This is a genomic window from Arenimonas sp. SCN 70-307 (genome assembly GCF_001724815.1).
Classification (GTDB): domain Bacteria; phylum Pseudomonadota; class Gammaproteobacteria; order Xanthomonadales; family Xanthomonadaceae; genus Arenimonas.
Map to the genome: position 1 here is coordinate 541,729 of NZ_MEDO01000014.1, position 19,780 is coordinate 561,508.

Consider the following 19,780-nt stretch of genomic DNA (forward strand, 5'->3'; position numbering starts at 1 on the left):
AGCCACCCGATGTCTGCCAGCCTCCTGCTTACCCTCGGCCTCGCGCTTGCCAATGCCGACACCACCCCCATCGACTGCAGCGCCTGCGCCGGCTGGAACGAAGCCCAGGCGCCGTTCCGGCTGCACGGCGACAGCTGGTACGTGGGCACCCGCGGCCTGTCGTCGGTCCTGGTCGCGACCCCGGAGGGGCTGGTGCTGATCGACGGGGGGCTGCCGCAGTCGGCGCCGCTGATCGCCGCCAACGTCGAGTCGCTGGGCTTTCGCATGGACCAGGTGCGCTACCTGCTCAATTCGCACGAACATTTCGACCATGCCGGCGGCCTGGCGGCCCTGCAGCGCCTGAGCGGCGCGCCGGTGCTGGCCACCGCCGAGGGCGCCCGCGCGCTGCGGCGCGGCTCGACCGCGCACGACGACCCGCAGGCGGGCTTCGGCGACGAGGCCAACGGCTACCCGCCGGTGCGCGACGTGCAGGAACTGGCCGACGGCAACGCCTTCACGCTCGGCGGCACCACCTTCACCCTTCAGGCCAGCCCCGGCCACGCGCCCGGCGGCAGCACCTGGACCTGGCGCAGCTGCGAGGACGGCGACTGCCGCGACCTGGTTTTCGCCGACAGCCTGACCGCCGTTTCCGCGCCGGGCTACCGCTTCACCGACGAGCCGGCGCGCGTCGAGGCCCTGCGCGCCAGCATCGCCCGCGTCGCCGCCCTGCCCTGCGACCTGCTGGTGTCGGCGCACCCCGGTTTTTCCGGGCTGTTCGACAAGCTCGCCGCGCGCGAGGCCGATCCGGCGCGCAATGCCCTGCTCGACCCCGGCGCCTGCGCGGCCTACGCCGCCGGCGGCGAGGACTGGCTGCGGCGCAGGCTCGAATCGGAGGCCGGCGCGGCGGACTGATCCACGGGGCGGTGCCATTCCAGGGCCTGGTGGTCGAATCCCCGGGCCAGGCGCGGCTTGACCACCGCGAAAAAGGGCGAGACGTCGAAATCCCGCGGCGCATACAGGCTGTGGTGGCGGATGTGCAGGATTTCCCGGCGCGCGCGCCGCCCTTGGGCACTGCCATCGTCGACGACCTCGATCTCCGGCAGGATCGGGTAGCGGATCGACGCGAAGGCCTGGGCCAGCAGGCTCGAGCAGATCGCCTTGGTCGGCTCGCCGCTGCCCAGCGCCAGCATGCGGCGCTTGAGCGAGCCCGGCACCGGCGGGGTGCGCACCAGGAAGCGGGCCAGGTCGAGGATATTCTTGAGGTCGTAGCTGATGCGGCCACGGCGCTCGAGCATGAAACGCACCAGCGCATCGCGGTCCTCGTCGGTCAGGCCGACCGGCCGGCAGATGCGCACGTGCAGGCCCGAAAACGTCGACAGCGGCACGGTGCGCACGCCCTCGACCACGTCCACGTCCACCAGCACGTGCGGCTCCTCGGCCGAGGCCGCCGCGCCCAGCGGGTCGCCGATGCACAGCGCGGCGTGCGACCAGGTCGATTGCGTGAGGTATTTGACCGCGGTGGCGAAGCGGCTGCTGCCTTCCACCAGCAAGACATCGCCCCGGCGCAGCGTCGCCGCCAGCAGCCAGGGCGGGCTGGTGGGCAGGTGGCTGCTGCGCTCGCGCGGCTCGGCCAGGAAACGGGCCAGCCGCCGGCCGATGGCTTGCAGGGGCGACATGCCGCCAGCCTAGCGCGGCCGGCGGCGCCGCGCTCAGGCGGCCGGGCGCTGGCCGGCCAGCAGTTCGCGCAGCTGGCGCAGCTTGGCCTTCACCCGCGTGGCGTGGTCGGGGCCCATGCGCCAGAGCGCCTTGTGGCCGATCGAGGCCTGCTCCATCCGCGGGTCGGCGAACTCCCAGCGCGGCTTGCCCTCGGCCGGCACCAGGGCGATCGGGCCCTGCGGCTCGGGCGCGGCCAGCAGGTGGTCGAGCACCGCCACCAGGCGGTCGTTGAACTGGCTGCCGGGCGGGCCCACCTCGCGCCAGGCCTGCTGGAACAGCGGGTAGAAGCGCACGTAGGCCGAAACCAGCGCGCGCGAATCCACGCGCTCGAAGGTGGCCACGGCGGCGTCGTAGCGGGCGAAGTTGGCGGCATCGAGGTAGCGCATACCGGCGGCCTCGGTGGTGGCCAGGCCGCCCTCGACCGGCCGGGCGGCATAGGCCTGGCGGTTGATGTCGCGGCGCGGCAGCGCGTCGATGGTGGTCACCAGCCGCTGCACGAGGTGGGTGGGCAGCAGCCACTGGGCCAGGTCGCCGCCCTCGAGCAGGGCCGAGAGCGCGGCCCAGGCGGCGCCGTCGCTGTCCTCGAGCGCCGGCAGCGGCTCGGCGGGCGCCTCGGGCAGCACGGGCACGGCCTCGATGGGGTACTCCACCGCGGGCGCGGCGTCGGGCGTGGCCACGGCGGCGGGCGCGGCCTGCACCGGGGCGGGCGCGGGCTCCCCGCGCGGGTAGAACTTCCAGGCCAGCACGCCGGCCACGCCAAGGAAAGCCACCGCCAGCAGCGGTCCGGGATTGATTCGCCTGGCCATCACATCCTCCTACGGGGCACTTTTCCCAGACTGCCCGCACCAAGCTGAAGTTCCGCGATACGCAAGCTTCGGCGCGGCTAGGCCATTCGTCACTTGACCGTTCCCCGGCCCGGCCACCAGAGTCGGGCGGACCCACCGACCGCACTGGAGCACCCTGATGGACAGACGCCACTTCCTGACGATGTCAGGCCTGGGAATCGCCGGGCTCATGCTGCCCTACGGGCGCGTGATCGCCGCCGACGAGCTGGTGGGCACGCTCGACATCGCCATCAAGAAGGCCATCGCCGACACCGCCCTGCAGGCCGCCCGCGACGCCGGCGCCAGCTACTGCGACGTGCGCGTGGGCCGCTACCTGCAGCAGTTCGTGGTCACCCGCGAGGACAAGGTCCAGAACGTGGTGAACACCGAATCGATCGGCGTGGGCGTGCGCGTCATCGCCAACGGCGCCTGGGGCTTCGCCGCCACCTCCGACCTCGGCACCGCGGCCGTCGCCGCCGCCGCGCGCCAGGCCACCGCCATCGCCAAGGCCAACTCGCGCCTGCAGACCACGCCGGTGCAGCTGGCGCCGGTGAAGGGCGTCGGCGAGGTCAGCTGGGCCACCCCGATCAAGAAGAACGCGATGCAGGTGCCGATCAGCGAGAAGGTCGAGCTGCTGCTGGGCGTGAACGCCGCGGCCATGAAGGCCGGCGCCGACTTCGTCAATTCCACCCTGTTCCTGGTCAACGAGCAGAAGTACTTCGCCTCCACCGACGGCAGCTACATCGACCAGGACGTGCACCGCATCTGGGCCCCGTTCACCGTCACCGCGGTGGACAAGGCCACGGGCAAGTTCCGCACCCGCGACGGCCTGGGTTCGCCGATGGGCATGGGCTACGAATACCTCGAGGGCAAGCCCGAACACCGCTTCGTCTCGCCCAACGGCGTGGTCAACTACGGCCTGAGCTACGACATCGTCGAGGACGCGCGCCTGGCCGCCGAGCAGGCCCGCGAGAAGCTCGCCGCGCCCTCGGTCAAGCCCGGCAAGTACGACCTGGTGCTCGACCCGACCAACCTGTGGCTCACCATCCACGAGAACGTGGGCCACCCGCTCGAGCTCGACCGCGTGCTGGGCTACGAGGCCAACTACGCCGGCACCAGCTTCGCCACGCTCGACAAGCGCGAGGACCGGTTCCAGTACGGCAACGACATCGTCAACCTGTTCGCCGACAAGGTGCAGGAAGGCAGCCTGGGCGCGGTCGGCTACGACGACGAGGGCGTCAAGACCAAGCGCTGGGACCTGGTGAAGGACGGCATCCTGGTGAACTACCAGGCCATCCGCGACCAGGCCCACATCCTGGGCGAGGCCGAGTCGCACGGCTGCTGCTACGCCGACTCCTGGTCGAGCGTGCAGTTCCAGCGCATGGCCAACGTCTCGCTGGCGCCGGGTAAGCAAAAGCTCAGCGTCGCCGACATGATCAAGGACGTGGAAAAGGGCATCTACATCATCGGCGACGGCTCGTTCTCGATCGACCAGCAGCGCTACAACGCCCAGTTCGGCGGCCAGCTGTTCTATGAAATCGAGAACGGCCAGATCAAGGGCATGCTCGAGGACGTGGCCTACCAGATCCGCACGCCGGAATTCTGGAACGCCTGCTCGGCCATCTGCGACGAATCCGACTACCGCCTCGGCGGCAGCTTCTTCGACGGCAAGGGCCAGCCCGGCCAGGTCTCGGCCGTGTCGCACGGCGCCTCGACCACCCGCTTCGACGGCATGAACGTCATCAACACCGCCCGCAACCTCGGCTGACCGGCGCAGGAGCCTTAGACAATGAGCATCTACACGGAAGAACAGGCCAAGGCGATCCTCGACAAGGTCATGAAGCTGTCGCAGGCCGACGAATGCACGGCCACGCTGACCGGTTCGATCGAGGGCAACATCCGCTTCGCCCTCAACGACGTCTCCACCAGCGGCATCGTCTCGAACGCGATGCTGATCGTGCAGTCGGCCTTCGGCAGGCGCGAGGGCGTGACCACCATCAACAGCTTCGACGACGCCTCGCTCGAGCGCGTCGTGCGCCGCTCGGAGGAGCTGGCCCGCCTGGCGCCGGAGAACCCGGAATACATGCCGGCCATCGACAAGCAGCAGTACACGCCCTCGCCCACCTTCGTGCAGGCCACGGCCGAGGTGACACCCGAGCAGCGCGCCCAGATCGCCGCGGCGTCGATCGCGCCCTGCAAGGACGCCAAGCTCATCGCGGCCGGTTTCCTGCAGGACGGCCAGAGCTTCTTCGCCTTCGCCAACTCCAAGGGCAACTTCGGCTACCAGCGCGCCACCAACGTGGACTACACCTGCACGGTGCGCACCGAGGACGGTCGCGGCTCGGGCTGGGTGACGCGCAACACCGGCGACATCCGCCGGTTCGACGCCGACGACGCCATCGCCGTGGCCATCCAGAAGGCGCGCGACTCCGCCGAGGCCAAGGCGCTCGAGCCGGGCAAGTACACCGTCATCCTCGAGCCGGCCGCGGCCGCGGGCCTGATCAGCTTCATGATGTTCTTCTTCGACGCGCGCCAGGCCGACGAAGGCCGCAGCTTCCTGTCGAAGAAGGGCGGCGGCACGCGCCTGGGCGAGCAGGTCTACGACCCGCGCGTGAACATCATCGCCGACCCCTGGCACCCGGAAGCCGCCGTGATGCCCTGGGACCAGCAGGGCCTTCCGCGCGAGAAGCACCACGTCATCCGCGACGGCAAGGTCGAGTTCCTGAACTACTCGCGCTTCTGGGCCAAGGAAAAGGGCGTGCGCGCCATCGGCCAGCCGGGCAACCTGCTGATGGCCGGCGGCGACAAGTCCACCGCCGACCTGGTCAAGTCCACCCAGCGCGGCATCCTGGTCAGCCGCACCTGGTACATCCGCCTGGTCGACCCGCAGACCGTGCTGCTCACCGGCCTCACCCGCGACGGCACCTTCTACATCGAAAACGGCGAGATCAAGCACCCGGTGAAGAACTTCCGCTTCAACGAGTCGCCGGTGATCATGCTCAACAACATCGAGGAGCTCGGCAAGCCGGTGCGCATCAGCGGCGACGAATCGCCGTTCACCATGATGATCCCGCCGATGAAGCTGCGCGATTTCACCTTCACCTCGCTCTCCGACGCGGTGTGACCCGGGCCGGGAGGGGAAACGCATGCAACGCCGCGCCTTCCTCTCCCTGCTTTCCGCTTTTGTAGGAGGGGCTTCAGCCCCGAAGCTGTTCGCGCAAAGCTTCGCGCCTGAAGGCGCTCCTGCAAGGGCAACCGCGGACTACGACTTCTGGTTCACCCGCCTGGCCTACGACTCGGGCAACTGGGACGTGGACCAGCGCATGCCGGCCAACCTGGTCACCTCGCTGATCGACTACACCGGCCTGCGCGTGGACCCGAATGAACACGTGCTGGCCCTGGCCGACCCGCGCATGCTGCAGGCGCCGTTCTGCTACCTCTCGGGCCACAAGCTGGTCGAGTTCAACGCCGACGAGCGCCGCAACTTCGAGCGCTACGTGCGCAACGGCGGCTTCGTGTTCGTCGACGACTGCAACCACGACATCGACGGCCTGTTCGCCAAGAGCTTCGAGGCCGAGATGGCGCGCCTCTTCGGCCCGCGGGCGCTGGGCAAGCTGCCCAACGACCACCCCCTCTACTCGAGTTTCTTCAAGTTCGACGGCCCGCCCACCACCAGCTTCGAGCTCAATGGCTGGGGCGACGACCTGGTGCACGACTACCTCAAGGGCATCGAGATCGACGGCCGCCTGGGCGTGCTCTACAGCAACAAGGACTACGGCTGCGAATGGGACTACGACTGGCGCAACAAGCGCTGGCTCGCCGAGGACAACACCCGGTTCGCCGTCAACATCGTGATGTACGCCCTCACCGCCTGACCCGGAGTTTCGCGTGACCACCGACGCCACCCTGCAATCCCAGCTCGCCCGCATCCAGCCGCTGCGCGAGGCCATCGGCCAGGCCGTGGTCGGCCAGTCGCAGGTCGTCGAGCAGTTGCTCGTGGCCCTGCTGGCCGGCGGCCACTGCCTGCTCGAGGGCGTGCCTGGCCTGGGCAAGACCCTGCTGGTGCGCACCCTCGGCCAGGCCCTGGACCTGCGCTTCCGGCGCATCCAGTTCACGCCCGACCTGATGCCCAGCGACATCCTGGGCACCGAGATCCTCGAGGAAGACCACGGCACCGGCCATCGCCACTTCAAGTTCCAGCCCGGCCCGGTGTTCACGAACCTGCTGTTGGCCGACGAACTCAACCGCACGCCGCCCAAGACCCAGGCCGCGCTGCTCGAAGCGATGCAGGAGCACACCGTCAGCTACGCCGGCGTCACCCACGCGCTGCCCGAGCCCTTCTTCGTGCTCGCCACCCAGAACCCGCTCGAGCAGGCCGGCACCTACCCGCTGCCCGAGGCCCAGCTCGACCGCTTCCTGCTGCACGTGCGCGTGGACTACCCCAGCGAAGCCGAGGAGCGCGACATCATCGCCCAGACCACCGGCAGCGCCCGCGCCGACGTGCCGCGGGTGATGGCCGGCGAGGACGTGCTGGCGCTGCAGGCGCGGGTGCGCGAAGTGCACCTGGGCCAGGGCCTGCTCGAATCGATCACCCGGCTCGTGCGCGCCACGCGCCCGGGCCCGGGCGCGCCCGAGGCCATCAATGCCTGGGTGAAGTGGGGCGCCGGCCCGCGCGCCGGCCAGTCGCTGGTGCTGGCGGCCAAGGCGCGCGCCCTGCTGCACGGCCGCTTCGCCGCCACCCGCGAGGACGTGCTGGCGCTGGCCGCACCGGTGCTGCGCCACCGCCTGCTGCTGTCGTTCACCGCCGAGGCCGAGCAGCGCAGCGCCGACGACGTGGTGGCGGCACTGCTGCAGGCCGTGCCGCTCTCGTCCGACTGAAACGCCGATGGCCGGCCCCTCGCTGATTCCCGCCGACGTGCGCGCGCGCCTGCGCGGCCTGCGCCTGGGCGGGCGGCGGGCGGCCGGCGGCGACGGCTTCGGCCAGCACCGCAGCCGCAGCCGCGGCGCCGGGCTGGAATTCGCGCAGTACCGCGCCTACGAACCCGGCGACGAACTGCGCCAGGTGGACTGGAAGCTCTACGCCCGCTCCGACCGCTTCTTCGTGCGCGAGGCCGAACGCGACAGCCCGCTTACCGCCTGGGTGCTGGTCGATGCGACGGCGTCGATGGGCCAGGCCGGCGCCGGCCACGGCACGCGCCTGGACGCGGCGCGCGCGCTGGCCGCCTGCACCATCGAACTGGCCCTGCGCCAGGGCGACCGTTTCGGCCTGGCCATCGTCGGCGGCGAGGGCCTGCAGCTGGTGCCCGCCGGCGCCGGCCCGCGCCAGCGAGACCGCTGCCTGCTGGCGCTGTCGGCCGTGGGCCCCGGCGGCCGCTGGCCCGACGAGGCGCGCCTGCGCCCGCTGTGGGAGCGCGTCGGCGCCGGCCACCTGGTACTGGCGCTGTCGGATGATTTCGACGAGGCCGCGGTGGCGCTGATGGAGAAGCTCTCGGCGGCGCGCCGCGAGGTGCTCAACATCCAGCTGCTCACCGACGAGGAGCGCGACTTCCCCTTCCGCGGCGGCCATCGCTTCATCGAGCCGGAAACCGGCGCCGAGCGCACCAGCGACGGCGCCGCGGCGCGCGCCGAATTCCTGCGCCGTTTCGCCGAGGCCCGCCAAGGCCTGCACGCCCGCCTGGCCGCGGCCGGCGTCCGGCGCGTCGAATACGTGCCCGACCAGCCGCTGGACGCGCCGCTGCGCGCGCTGTTCGCGGCCACGCCGGCGGAGCGCGCGTGAGCCTGTCCTTCGCCCTGCCCGGCCTGCTCTGGGCGCTGGCCGCGATCGCGCTGCCGGTGCTGCTGCACCTGGTGCGGCGCGAGCGCCAGCACAAGACCGTGTTCGCCGCCCTTGAATGGCTCGATCCGCGCCAGCGCCCGCGCCGCCGCCTGCGCCTGCGCGACTGGCTGCTGCTGGCGCTGCGGGTGGCGCTGCTGGTCGCGCTGGCGCTGCTGCTGGCCGGGCTGCAGCGCGACGAGGCGCCGGGACCCGCGCGCGTCGTGCTGGTGCACCCGGCGCTGCCGGCGCCGGCGGGCCTGGCAGCGGAAGGCGAGCGCTGGCAGTGGCTGGCGGCCGGCTTCCCCGACACGGTGGCAGCGGCGCCATCGACGACGGACGCGATGGCCAGCCTGCTGCGCGATTTCGACGCCACGCTCCCGGCCTCAACCACGCTGCAGGTGCGCCTGCCCGCCACGCTCGACGGCCTCGACGCGGCGCCACTGCAGTTGTCGCGCCCCGTGGACTGGCAGGTCGAAGACGTGTCGCCCGGTTCCGACGCGCCCCCGCCGCGCGCGCCGCTGGCCCTGGCCGTGCGCGGCGCCGCCGATGCACCGTCGCGGCGCTGGCTGCGCGCCCTGCACGCGGCCTGGCAGGCGGGTGCGGACGCGCCCATCGAGTTTGATGCCGACGGCGAGGCGCTGCCGCCCGCCACCGTCGTGATGGCCTGGACCGACGCGAACCCGCCCGACGAAGGCACGCTCGACTGGGCCGCGCAGGGCGGCACCCTGCTGCTCGACGCCACCACGCCCTGGCCGCTGGAACGCACGCCGGTGGCGCTCGACGGTGAAGGCTGGCTGCAGGGCGCCGGCCACGGCGCCGGGCGCGTGCTGCAGTGGCGCCAGCCGCTGTCGCCCGAGGCACTGCCGGCGATGCTCGAGCCCACGTTCCCCGGGCGGCTGCGCGCCGCGCTGCAACCCTCGCCACTGCCTGCGCGCGCCGACGCCCGTGCGGTCGAGCCCGGCGTCGGTGCCGCCGCGCCGCGGCCGCCGCCGCAGCCACTCGATGCGCCGCTGGCGTGGCTGGTGCTGGCGCTGTTCGCGCTCGAACGCCTGCTGTCGCTGTGGCCGTCGCGCCGGGTGCCCGCGTGATGCCCGCCGCGCTGCGCGTTCCGCTGCGGGCCGCGCGCCGGCGCGAGGCGCTGCGCGTTCTGCTGCTGGCCGCGCCGTGGCTGGTGGCGGTGGCAGTGCTCGTGTTGCGCCACCAAGGCACGGCCATCGCCGTGGTCGCATTGGCCACCGCCCTGCTGGCCACGGGCCTCGTCCTGGTGCTGCGCCTGCGCCCGCTGGACGCGGCCTGGGCCGTGCGCCGCCTCGACGAACGCCGCGACCTCGAGGACAGCAGCGACCTGCTGCTGGCCGATGCCACGCGCCTGGGCCCGCTGCAGCGCCTGCAGCGCGAGCGCGTCGAAGCGCGCCTGCGCGAACGGCCCGCCGACCTGCGCCGCCCGCTGCCGCTGCGCGCGCTGACGGCCTCGCTGCTGGGCGCCGCCGCCGTGGTCGCCGCGGCCCTGGCCTGGCCCACGCAGCTGCCCACCACCGCGCCGGCGCCGCGCGCCGGCATCGCCGCGGCCGGCGAAGCCACCGCCGTGCGCCTGCTTTCCGCCAGCGTCGAAACCACGCCGCCGGCCTACACCGGCCTGCCGGCAAGCCGCTCGCCCGAGCTGTCGCTGCGCGCGCCCGAAGGCTCGCGCCTGCGCTGGTCGCTGCGCTTCGAGGGCGAACCCGAGGCCGTGGCGCTGGCCCTGCACGACGGCACGACGCTGCCGCTCACGCGCGAGGGCGAGGTCTGGACGGGCGAGCTCACGCTCGCGCAGTCGCGCCTGTATCGCGTGCAGGTGCAGGCCGCCCGGCCCGGCGAGCCGCAGCCGCTGCATCGCCTGGAAGCGACACCCGACCTGCCGCCGGAAATCCGCGCGATCGAGCCCGACCGCAACCTCAGCCTGCGCAGCGAAGGCCAGCGCAGCTGGCCGCTGCGCTTCGAGGCCCGCGACGACCACGGCCTGGGCGCCGCGCGCCTGGTGCTCACGCTGGCCCAGGGCACGGGCGAGCAGGTGACGGTGAGCGAGCGCACGCTGCCGCTGCGCGGCGAGGGCGACGACAAGGCGCGCAGCTACGTGCACGCGCTCGACCTGGCCGCCATCGGCCTGGCCGAAGGCGACGACCTGATCGTGCGCCTCGAGGTGGCCGACAACCGCGCGCCGGCGCCGCAGTGGTCGCGCAGCGCCAGCTTCATCCTGCGCTGGCCGGCGCCGCTGGCCACCGAAACGACCGGCATGGAGGGCCTGGTGCAGCGGGCGCTGCCGGCCTACTTCCGCAGCCAGCGGCAGATCATCCTCGACATCGAGGCGCTGGTGCCGCAGCGGCCGGCGCTGGCGCCGGACGACTTCACCACGCGCTCGGACGCCATCGGCGTGGACCAGCGCATCCTGCGCCTGCGCTACGGCCAGTTCCTGGGCGAGGAGGACGAGCCCGGCCCGGCCGCGCCGCCCACCGGCGACCACGACGACGGGCACCACGAGGGCGATGGCCACGACCACGGCGGGGAGCCGCCGGCGCAGGCCACCGCGCCGATGGGCAGCGGCGTGAACGTGCTCGAGGACTTCGGCCACACCCACGACGACGCCGAGGCCGCCACCCTGCTCGATCCGCAGACCCGCGCCCTGCTCAAGCAGGCGCTGGACGCGATGTGGCAGTCCGAGGGCGAGCTGCGCCAGGGCCAGCCCGAGCGCGCGCTGCCGCACGCCTACCGCGCGCTCGAGTTCGTGAAACTCGCGCAGCAGGCCACCCGCATCTACCTCGCACGCACGGGGCTGGAATTGCCACCGGTGGACGAAACGCGCCGGCTGACCGGCAAGCGCGAGGGCATCGCCAGCCGCCGCGACGGCCTGGTGCCGGCCGAGGATCCGTCCGCCACGGTGCGGACGCTGTGGCAGGCCCTGGGCGAGCCCGGCGCCGAGATCGACCTCGCGCCCTTCGAACAGTGGCTGCGCGGCCGCGAGCAGGCCACCGACCTCGAGCTGGCGCAGGCGCTCGAGGCCGTGCGCAGCGATCCGGCCTGCGCAGCCTGCCGCGAGCAGCTGCGCGCGCGGCTATGGCCGCTGCTGCCGCCCGCGCGCCCGCGGCCCGAGGCGCGCGAGGCCGCCGATGCCGAGGGCGAGGCCTGGCTGCGCGCGCTCGACGAACAGGATGCTTCGCCATGACGCTGGCGCTTGCCCTGCCCTGGCTGCTCGCGGCACTCGCCGCACTGGCGATGTGGCGCGCCTTCGTGCGCGCCCGCGCCGAAGCCTGGCCGCGCTGGCGCACGCTGGGGGTGCTGGCGCTGCAGCCGCTGCTGGCCTTGCTGCTCGGCCTCGCGCTGCTGCCGCCGCTGCGACCGGCGGCGCCGGAATCGCTGGTGCTGCTGACGGCCGGCGCGATCGCGCCGCAAACCCTGGCGCCCGGCGAGCGCCTGCTGGCGCTGCCGGAAGCCGGCGACACGGAAGGCGCCACGCGCGTGCCCGACCTGGCGACGGCGCTACGCCGTCATCCGGGCGCCCGCCAGCTGCGCGTGCTCGGCGAGGGCCTGCCTGCGCGCGATGAAGTGGCCGCGCGCACGCTGCCGATGGACTTCGAACCGGGCGCGCCGCCGACCGGGCTGGTGGCGCTTGACTGGCCCGCGCGGCTGCCGGCCGGCGCGCGTTTCGAGGTGCGCGGTCGCCTGGCTGAAGGCGAAGGCCTGCGGCTTGAGCTGCGCGACGCCGCCGGCCGTTCGCTCGCGACCACCGCGCCCGACGCGCAGGGCCGCTTCTCGCTGGCCGCCAGCGCCGGCGACCCGGGCACGATGGCCTTCGAGCTGCGCCTGCTCGGCGCCGACGAGGAGCCGCGGCAAAGACAGGCGCTGCCCTTCGAGGCCCTGCCCGGCGCGCCGCACCGGCTGTGGCTGATGTCGGGCGCGCCCAATCCCGAGCTGCGCGCGCTGCGCCGCTGGGCACTGGACGCCGGTCTGGACCTGCACACGCAGATGGCGCTGGGCGGGGGCGTTTCGATCGGCGACGGCGCGCGCCCAGTCAACGCCGCGACGCTGGCCGAGACCGACCTGCTGCTGCTCGACGAACGCGCCTGGCGCGCGCTGGGGCCGGGCGGGCGCGCCGCGGTGGACGCGGCGGTGGCCGAGGGAATGGGCCTGCTGCTGCGCCTCACCGGTCCGCTGTCGGCGGCCGAGCGCGAGGCCCTGCGGGCGCAGGGCTTCGTGCTCGAACCCGGCGAAGGCCCGCGCGCGGTGGCGCTGCCGCCGGCGCTGTCGCCCGAAGCCAGCGTGCAGGACCCGCTGGTGCCCGTGCTCTCGCGCTGGCCCGATCGCCTCACGGCCCCCGGCGGCGGCGTGCTGCTGGCCGACGCCGCCGGCGAGCCGCTGGCCGCCTGGCAGGCGCAGGGCGCCGGACGCCGCGGCGTGTGGCTGCTGTCGGACAGCTTCCGCTGGGCGCAGGCGGGTTATCCGCAGGCGCATGCCCGGCTGTGGGCCGACGCCATCGCCACGCTGGCGCGGCCGCGGGAAACGACGACGCTGTCGCTGCCGCCGCGCGCCTTCGCCGGCGAGCGCGCGGCGCTGTGCGGCCTGGCCCACGACGCGCGGCTGCTGTCGCCCGACGGCACCGAAACGCGGCTGCGCATCGACCCGGCCACCGGCGCCGCCCGCTGCGCCGCCGCCTGGCCGACGCAACCGGGCTGGCATCGCGTGCGCAGCGCGGGCACCGACCAGGCCTGGCCGGTGCTGGCCGCCGAGGCGATGCCCGGCGTGCGCGCGCAGGAACGCCGCGAGGCGACGCAGGAACTCGCGGCGTTTGCACCGACGCCACGCGAAGGCGACACGCCGCCGCCCGAACGCGGCCCGCGCTGGCCCTGGTGGCTGGCGTGGCTGGCCGCCGCGGCGCTGGCCTGGGCCCTCGAGCGCCGCATTCAAGAAACGGGGTCAGGTTCACTTATTTCCGGGCCCCAGGGGCCCGGGAATAAGTGAACCTGACCCCGTTTCTTTAGCGCGACAGTTCGGCGGCGAGTTCGGGCGAGACGCCGGGGATCTTCGACCAGTCGACCTCGTCGATCTGCTCGGGCGGCAGGAAGCGCCGCGCGTACTCGAGGTAGACGCGCTCGCGCAGGAACACGTCGAACAGGTCCGGGTCGACGTGGTGGTCGAGCTTCATGCGGCCGAGGATGGTGAGCGATTCGCTGAGCGTCTTGCCCGGCTTGTAGGGCCGGTCGGCGGCGGTCAGCGCCTCGAAGATGTCGGCGATGCCCATCACCCGCGCCTGCACGCTCATCTGCTCGCGCGTCAGGCCGCGCGGGTAGCCCTTGCCGTCCATGCGCTCGTGGTGGCCGCCGGCGTACTCGGGCACGTTGCGCAGGTGCTTGGGCCAGGGCAGCGCCTCGAGCATGCGGATGGTCATCACGATGTGGTGGTTGATGATGCCGCGCTCGGCCTCGTTGAGCGTGCCGCGGCGGATGCACAGGTTCCCGAGCTCGTCGGCATCGAGGAAATCGCGCTCGGTGCCGTCCGGGCCGCGCCAGCGGTACGCGGCGATGCGCTTGAGTTCGGCGATGCGGTCGTCGCCCAGGAATTCGCCGCCGGTGTTGGCCGTGCGCACGGTTTCGCGGTCGGCCCGGAGCTGCGCGACGCGCGCTTGGTACGCCGCGGCGTCGAGCTCGCCGCGCAGGTGCGCGATCTCGGCATCGCGCAGCAGCACCTCGAAACGCGTGTCCACCAGGCCGATGCGGTCGTAGAGCGTCTGCAGCTTGGTGGCCTTGTCCACCACGTGCACCGGCGTGGTGATCTTGCCGCAGTCGTGCAGCAGGCCGGCGATCTTGAGCTCGTAGCGGTCGGCCTCGTCCATCGTGAACTCGGCCAGCGGCCCCACCGTGGTCCGGGCCACCGCGTCGGCCAGCAGGGTCGTCAGCGCCGGCACGCGCTCGCAGTGGCCGCCGGTGTAGGGCGATTTTTCGTCGATGGCGGTGTTGATCAGGTTGATCAGCGCTTCGAACAGCGTCTCGAGCTGGTCCACCAGCCGGCGGTTGTTGAGCGCGATCGCCGCCTGCGAGGCCAGCGATTCCACCAGCTGCTCGATGGCCGCGTCGAAGGGGCGGATGGCCCCGCCGCGGCCCTTGGCGTTGATCAGCTGAAGCACGCCGATGACGTGGCCGTCGTGGTCCTTCATCGGCACCGTCAGGAAGGACTGCGAGCGGTAGCCGGTGCGCGCGTCGAAGGCGCGCGTGCCGCTGAAGTCGAAACCCTCGGCGTCGTAGGCGTCGGCGATGTTCACCGTGCGGCCGGTCAGGGCTGCGTGCACCACCACCATCGAATCGTTGGCGCTGCCGTCCTCGCGGTGCATCGGGATGGCCGGGAAGGTGATGGGCTGGCCGTGGCGGCCGCCCATGAAAAAGCCCAGCGAATCGTTGCGCAGCACCTCGAAGCGCAGCGCGTCGCCCTCGACCAGGTAGAGCGTGCCGCCGTCGGCGTCGGCGAAGTCGCGCGCCGCCTCGAGGATGCGCTCGAGCAGGGTGGCCAGGTCGCGTTCGCTCGACAACGCCACGCCGATGGCGTTGAGGGTCTCGAGGCGGGCGAGGATTTCGGATTCGCTGGACATGGCGGCGCACCGTGCAGGCCTGCCGCCTAAGGTGAGGCCTTGCCGGCCGCGACGCAAACCCCGGGGCCGGGCCGCTCGTCTCAGCGCCAGCCGTCGTCGCGCGCGGCGCGTTCGGCTTCGGCGTCGAGCGGCTCGCCCTGCAGGCGCGCGTCCACCTCGGCCAGCACCGACGGCGGCAGGTCGGCCGCGGCCTGGCGCAGGTCGCCGCCGGACACGCTGGCCTCGCCGAGCGCGGGCAGCTGCCAGTCGCCGCTGGCACTGCGGCAGGCCAGCCCGGCCAACGGCGCCTCGCCACCGCGCACGAAGCTGCGGCACCAGCGACCCTGGTCGTCGCGGAAGCTCAGGCCGATGGCCACGTCGCCCACGGGCTGCGAGGCGAGGCCCTGCTCGAGCGCACGGGCGAACTCGCCGCGCGCCACCATCTGCCCGCCCGGGCCCAGGCCCAGGGCCGGATCCTCGCGGCCCAGCAGCACGCCCAGGCCGAGGCCCAGGGCCAGCGCGGCGGCCACGCCGATCCACGCCGGCAGGCCGAAGCGCGGCGGCGCGGCGCGGCGCGCGCGCGCGTCGGCCAGCGAGGCCACGTTCGCCGCCGCCTCGGGTTCGCGCAGCAGCGCCTGCAGGGCGGCGGGCACCGGCTCGTCGAGCACCGGCGCGTACGCGTCCCGGAGCGCGCCGGCCAGCGCGCGGTGCCCGGCCAGGGCCGCCGCGAGCGCCGGATCGGCGGCAACGGCGGCTTCGACCCGCGCGGCCTCCGCGGCGTCGAGCTGGCCGTCGGCGTAGGCCATCAGGGTTCGGTCATCGATGCTCACGGGTAACCTCCTTCGGCCAGCAGGGCCTGCAGTGCCGCGCGTCCGCGCGAGAGCCGGCTGGTGAGCGTGCCCTCGGGCACGCCGAGCGCCTCGGCGGCCTCGCGGTAGGACAGGCCTTCGACCAGCACCAGGGCCACGGCGCTGCGCTGCTCCTCGGGCAGGCGGGCCATGGCCGAGCGCACGGCCAGCTGGACGTCGCGCGCCTCGGCGCTCGATTCGCCGACGCGCTCGCCCAGTTCCTCGGGCGCGAACAGCTCGTCGCTGCGGCGCGCCGCGCGGTAGTCGTCGAGGAAGGCATTGCGCAGGATGCCGAACACCCAGCCCTCGAGGGCGCGCGTCCGGTCCCACTGGTCGGCGCGGGCCAGCGCGCGCTCGAGCGCCTTCTGCACCAGGTCGTCGGCGTCGTCCGGGCGCGGCGCCAGCGTGCGCGCAAAGCGCCGCAAGCGCGGCAGCAGCGCGGCCAGGCCTTCTCGCAGTTCGGGCGGGGCAGACGTTCCATTCATGTCGGTATACGCTCGGGCGGGCCGGATCCATCCCGGGGCGGCCGCCCGGCGATGCTAGCACCGCGTCGCGGGACGAATCCGCGCCGCCGGAACGTAGAACTCCCCATGGCAAACATGACCCACCGATTCGCCTTGCTGCTGATTGCCGTCCTCGCCAGCCCGCCGGCGGCGGCGCTGGGCCTGCCGCTGCCCGGCCTGCCGCGACCGGTGGACGACGTGGTGCAGCCGGTGCTGGGCGACGCCACGCGACTGGCCGACGAGCGCGTGGCGCGCGTTCGCTCGCTGCTGCGCGCGCATCCGCGCGCGCTGGCGCGCGACCCGCGCGGCGAACTGGTCGTGCGCGGCGAACTGCTGGCGATCGAGCCGGGACCCGAGGCCCTGGCGGCCGCCGGGTCGCTGGGCCTGCGCGTGCGCGAACAGCGCGAACTGGCGCCGCTGGGCCTGCGCGTCGTGGTGTTCGAGGCGCCGCCGCGGCGTTCGCTGCGGCGACTGCTGCGCGGGCTTCGCGAAGCCGATCCCACGGGCCACTTCGACTACAACCACGTGTACCTCGGCGCCGGCGCGATCGATGCAGCGCCCGACGAAACCTTGCCCGCCACCGGCGGGGAAGCTGCGCGCATCGTGGGCCTGGTCGATGGCGGCGTGGATGCCGGCGTCGCCGCCGCGGACGCGCGGCGACTGCAGCGGCACGGTTGCCCGGAGGCGCCGGCCGATCCGCACGGCAGCGCCGTGGCGCGGCTGCTGCTCGAGGAACCGCGCGTGCAGCTGCGCGCAGCCGACATCTATTGCGGGCAATCGACCGGCGGCTCGGTGCTCAGGCTGGCCGAGGCGATGGCCTGGCTGGCCAGCGAGCGCGCCACGGTGGTGAACCTGAGCCTGGTCGGGCCGGAGAACGCGCTGCTGGGGCGGCTCGTGGAATCGATGCAGGCGCGCGGGCACGTGCTGGTGGCGGCCGTCGGCAACGACGGCCCGGCGGCGGCGCCGCTTTACCCGGCGGCCTACCCGGGCGTGATCGGCGTGGCCGCCGTGGATGCGCGCGGACGCGCACTGCCCGAGTCCGGGCGCGGTGCGCATGTCGATTTCGCGGCGCTGGGCCTGTTCGAGGCGGCCGACGCGGCCGGCAAGCCGCGGCGCTGGCGCGGCACCTCGTTCGCCGCGCCGCGGGTGGCCCGGCGCGCCGCGCTCGCGGTGGATGCGCCGGGGCCCGATGCCTTGGCCACGGCCATGCGCACGCTCGCGGCCGAGGCCGCCGACGCCGCGCCTGCCGGCCGCGACCCGGCCACCGGCGAGGGCGTGGTCGGCCCCACGCGCTGAAGCTAAGCGCTGGCTGAATGTTTCCCCGGCGCCGCGGATGCCCGGGATGGATCCGGCCCACCCGTTCGTAGACCCCTTCGAAGCCGCGGATCGTCCGCGGTGCCTCGAAGGAGTCGACCATGAATCGCAAGCTGCTCGCTTCGGCCGTTTTCGCGGCCCTGATCCTTTCCACCAACGCCTCGGCCCAGTCCCTGGTCGGCGGCGTTTCCGGCTCGGTCAACGGCGCCGTCAACGGCACCCTCAACGGCCCCGCGGGTGGCCCGGGCCTGGGCGTGCGCGACACGCTGGGCGGCAGCCGCGAGATGGTGCAGGGCTCGTTGCTCGAGCGCCGCGCCGCGGTGCGCGCCGAGCGCGAGCGCCTGCGTGCCCAGCGCGAAGCCGCCGCGGCCGGCGCCACCAGCACGCTCGGTGGCGTGACCGGCCAGGCCGGTTCGCTGGCCTCGACGGGCGGCGATGTCGCCGCCAGCGCCGCCGCGACCGTCACCGCCCAGGCCGAGGGCAGCGCCAGCGGCGGTGGCCAGGCCGGCAACCCGGCCGAGGGCCTCGCCCTGCCGTCGCTGCCGTCGGCGCCCGCCGCGCCGGGCGTGCCGCAGGCGCCTGGCGTCCCGGAACTGCCGGCCGCGCCGTCGGCTCCGTCCGCGCCGACCGCCCCGGCCCTGCCCACCGCGCCCGGCCTGCCGGCGCTGCCGACCCTGGGCGGCGGTGGCGCCGACAGCGGCGAGGGCGATGAAGGCGGCGACCAGCCCGCCGAGCCCGCGCCGGCCCCGCGTCCGCTGCTGGGCGGCGTGCAGGCCGACGCCGGTGCGAACGCCGACGCCAATGCCGACGCGCAGGCCTCGGCCTCGCGCCAGGACGGCCAGGCCTCGGCCAATGCCAACGCCCGCGCGCAGGCCAACGCCAATGCCAACGCCCGCGTCTCGCGCGGCGACTGACGCGCACGCTCCCCCGCGCTTGCGTCGTTTCGCCCGGGCTTCGGCCCGGGCATTTTTTTCGCGGGCGACATTCCCCATCGCTTTCGATACGCTCCGGGCTCGGCAATCGGGGAAAGTCTGGGGATGGAAAAGCCGGGAAGCCTGGCCTGCGTCGGCCTGGGGATGACCCTCGGCGCCCACCTCACGCCGCGCGCGCAGGCCCACATCGGCCAGGCCGACGTGGTGTTCGTGGCCGCCTCCGATCCGCTGGTCGAGCTGTGGGTGCAGCAGATGCACCCGGACGTGCGCAGCCTGCAGCCGCTCTACGGCGAGGACAAGCCGCGCACCGACACCTACCGCGAAATGGTCGAAGCCCTGCTGGCCGAAGTACGCGCCGGAAAGCGCGTCTGCGGCGCCTTCTACGGCCACCCCGGCGTGTTCGCCCAGGCCCCGCACCGCGCCATCGCCCAGGCCCGCCGCGAAGGCTACGAAGCGGTGATGGAGCCCGGCATCTCGGCCGAGGACTGCCTGTACGCCGACCTGGGCATCGACCCGGGCGAAACCGGCTGCCAGCACTTCGAGGCCAGCCAGCTGATGTTCTACCACCGCCGCATCGACACCAGCGCCTGGCTGGTGGTGTGGCAGCCCGGCGTGGCCGGCGACCGCGGTTTCCGTCGCGCCGCCACGGGCCCCGCGCATCGCCAGCTGCTGGTTGACCTGCTGGCCCGGGACTACCCGTTGGACCACGAGTGCCTGCTTTACGAGGCCGCCACCTTGCCCCTCCACCGGCCGCGCATCGAGCGGCTGGCGTTGGGTTCGCTCGCGGCGGCCCGTTTGACGGCACAATCCACCCTCGTGCTGCCGCCGGGCCGCAAGCTCGAGCGCAACGAGGCGCTGCTTGCCCTCCTGGCGGAGCTCGACGAGGCCGAGGGGCTGGCCGGCGGCCACTGATCCATCCACCACGAAAGGGGAATTGAAGATGTCGAACGTGATTGAGTTCCTGGCGCGCCTGGGCGCCGACCCGAAGCTGGCCGCGCTCGAGGGCGAAGCCTTCGAGGCCGCCGTCGGCGAACTGGCCCTGGACGACGCCGCGCGCGCCGCCCTGCTGGCCCGCGATGCCGGCGCCCTGGGCGACCTGCTCGGCGGCCGCCCGAAGATGATCTGCATGCTGTTCCCGGCCGACGACGACCAGAAGAAGGACGACGACCAGGACGACAGCGACGGCCCGCTCGACGACGAGCAGCCGCAGCAGTCCGTGCGCCGCGACGGCCTGCACTGACGGGCACCGGCGGGGAC

General features: G+C 73.6%; 18 protein-coding genes. 13 read left to right on the top strand and 5 right to left on the bottom strand.

Annotation, left to right across the window (positions count from 1 at the left end; translation table 11 throughout):
• Positions 1–9: 9 nt before the first annotated feature.
• Positions 10–891 carry a subclass B3 metallo-beta-lactamase gene (gene bla, locus ABS41_RS08855; RefSeq protein WP_290593021.1) on the top strand — a complete coding sequence of 294 codons (882 nt, stop codon included), beginning with the start codon at positions 10–12 and terminating at the stop codon, positions 889–891.
• Here bla and ABS41_RS08860 read toward each other — a convergent pair.
• Together ABS41_RS08860 and ABS41_RS08865 are read right to left on the bottom strand one after the other, a co-directional pair.
• Positions 825–1,655 carry a lipo-like protein gene (locus tag ABS41_RS08860; protein ID WP_290593024.1) on the bottom strand — a complete coding sequence of 277 codons (831 nt, stop codon included), beginning with the start codon at positions 1,653–1,655 and terminating at the stop codon, positions 825–827. The genes bla and ABS41_RS08860 overlap by 67 nt on opposite strands.
• A 33-nt stretch (positions 1,656–1,688) precedes the next feature.
• Positions 1,689–2,501 (bottom strand): DUF3014 domain-containing protein, encoded by an 813-nt coding sequence (locus tag ABS41_RS08865; protein ID WP_290593030.1) that lies wholly within the window; start codon positions 2,499–2,501, stop codon positions 1,689–1,691.
• A gap of 157 nt (positions 2,502–2,658) precedes the next feature.
• Between ABS41_RS08865 and ABS41_RS08870 the strand changes: the two genes are divergently transcribed.
• Genes ABS41_RS08870 through ABS41_RS08905 form a run of 8 tightly spaced genes read left to right on the top strand, consistent with a single transcriptional unit; the run spans position 2,659 to position 13,326 of the window.
• Positions 2,659–4,287: a TldD/PmbA family protein gene (locus ABS41_RS08870; RefSeq protein ID WP_290593032.1), complete on the top strand. Its 1,629-nt coding sequence runs from the start codon at positions 2,659–2,661 to the stop codon at positions 4,285–4,287.
• 21 nt (positions 4,288–4,308) lie between these two features.
• Positions 4,309–5,643 carry a TldD/PmbA family protein gene (locus ABS41_RS08875; protein ID WP_290593035.1) on the top strand — a complete coding sequence of 445 codons (1,335 nt, stop codon included), beginning with the start codon at positions 4,309–4,311 and terminating at the stop codon, positions 5,641–5,643.
• A gap of 22 nt (positions 5,644–5,665) precedes the next feature.
• Positions 5,666–6,394 (top strand): DUF4159 domain-containing protein, encoded by a 729-nt coding sequence (locus ABS41_RS08880; RefSeq protein WP_290593037.1) that lies wholly within the window; start codon positions 5,666–5,668, stop codon positions 6,392–6,394.
• A gap of 13 nt (positions 6,395–6,407) precedes the next feature.
• Positions 6,408–7,397 (top strand): MoxR family ATPase, encoded by a 990-nt coding sequence (locus tag ABS41_RS08885; protein WP_290593039.1) that lies wholly within the window; start codon positions 6,408–6,410, stop codon positions 7,395–7,397.
• A gap of 7 nt (positions 7,398–7,404) precedes the next feature.
• Complete coding sequence (locus tag ABS41_RS08890) at positions 7,405–8,295, top strand: DUF58 domain-containing protein (RefSeq protein ID WP_290593041.1); 891 nt, start codon at positions 7,405–7,407, stop codon at positions 8,293–8,295.
• A complete protein-coding gene (locus ABS41_RS08895; protein WP_290593043.1) occupies positions 8,292–9,422 on the top strand; it encodes a BatA domain-containing protein in 1,131 nt (376 codons plus the stop codon). Before ABS41_RS08890 ends, ABS41_RS08895 begins: the two co-directional genes overlap by 4 nt.
• Positions 9,422–11,533 (top strand): hypothetical protein, encoded by a 2,112-nt coding sequence (locus tag ABS41_RS08900; protein ID WP_290593045.1) that lies wholly within the window; start codon positions 9,422–9,424, stop codon positions 11,531–11,533. The genes ABS41_RS08895 and ABS41_RS08900 overlap by 1 nt, the downstream gene beginning before the upstream one ends.
• Positions 11,530–13,326: a carboxypeptidase regulatory-like domain-containing protein gene (locus ABS41_RS08905; protein WP_290593047.1), complete on the top strand. Its 1,797-nt coding sequence runs from the start codon at positions 11,530–11,532 to the stop codon at positions 13,324–13,326. Before ABS41_RS08900 ends, ABS41_RS08905 begins: the two co-directional genes overlap by 4 nt.
• Positions 13,327–13,342: 16 nt before the next feature.
• Here ABS41_RS08905 and ABS41_RS08910 read toward each other — a convergent pair whose 3' ends face one another.
• The 3 genes from ABS41_RS08910 to ABS41_RS08920 form a co-directional block, all read right to left on the bottom strand.
• Positions 13,343–14,947 (bottom strand): HD domain-containing phosphohydrolase, encoded by a 1,605-nt coding sequence (locus ABS41_RS08910; RefSeq protein WP_290593049.1) that lies wholly within the window; start codon positions 14,945–14,947, stop codon positions 13,343–13,345.
• Positions 14,948–15,027: 80 nt separating this feature from the next.
• Positions 15,028–15,756 carry a hypothetical protein gene (locus tag ABS41_RS08915; RefSeq protein ID WP_290593051.1) on the bottom strand — a complete coding sequence of 243 codons (729 nt, stop codon included), beginning with the start codon at positions 15,754–15,756 and terminating at the stop codon, positions 15,028–15,030.
• Positions 15,753–16,259 (bottom strand): RNA polymerase sigma factor, encoded by a 507-nt coding sequence (locus ABS41_RS08920; protein ID WP_290593053.1) that lies wholly within the window; start codon positions 16,257–16,259, stop codon positions 15,753–15,755. The genes ABS41_RS08915 and ABS41_RS08920 overlap by 4 nt, the downstream gene beginning before the upstream one ends.
• A 114-nt stretch (positions 16,260–16,373) precedes the next feature.
• On the opposite strand from ABS41_RS08920, the gene ABS41_RS08925 reads away from it, so the two are divergent.
• The 4 genes from ABS41_RS08925 (at position 16,374) to ABS41_RS08940 (ending at position 19,763) form a co-directional block, all read left to right on the top strand.
• Positions 16,374–17,573, top strand: coding sequence for a S8 family serine peptidase (locus ABS41_RS08925; protein ID WP_290593055.1), 1,200 nt, complete (start codon positions 16,374–16,376; stop codon positions 17,571–17,573).
• Between the two features lie 119 nt (positions 17,574–17,692).
• Positions 17,693–18,505 (top strand): hypothetical protein, encoded by an 813-nt coding sequence (locus ABS41_RS08930; protein WP_290593057.1) that lies wholly within the window; start codon positions 17,693–17,695, stop codon positions 18,503–18,505.
• A gap of 123 nt (positions 18,506–18,628) precedes the next feature.
• Entirely contained in the window at positions 18,629–19,435 is an 807-nt protein-coding gene (locus tag ABS41_RS08935; RefSeq protein WP_290593058.1) for an SAM-dependent methyltransferase, read from the top strand.
• A 28-nt stretch (positions 19,436–19,463) separates the two neighbouring features.
• Positions 19,464–19,763, top strand: a complete 300-nt coding sequence (locus tag ABS41_RS08940) for a hypothetical protein (protein WP_290593059.1) — start codon at positions 19,464–19,466, stop codon at positions 19,761–19,763.
• Positions 19,764–19,780: the final 17 nt, after the last annotated feature.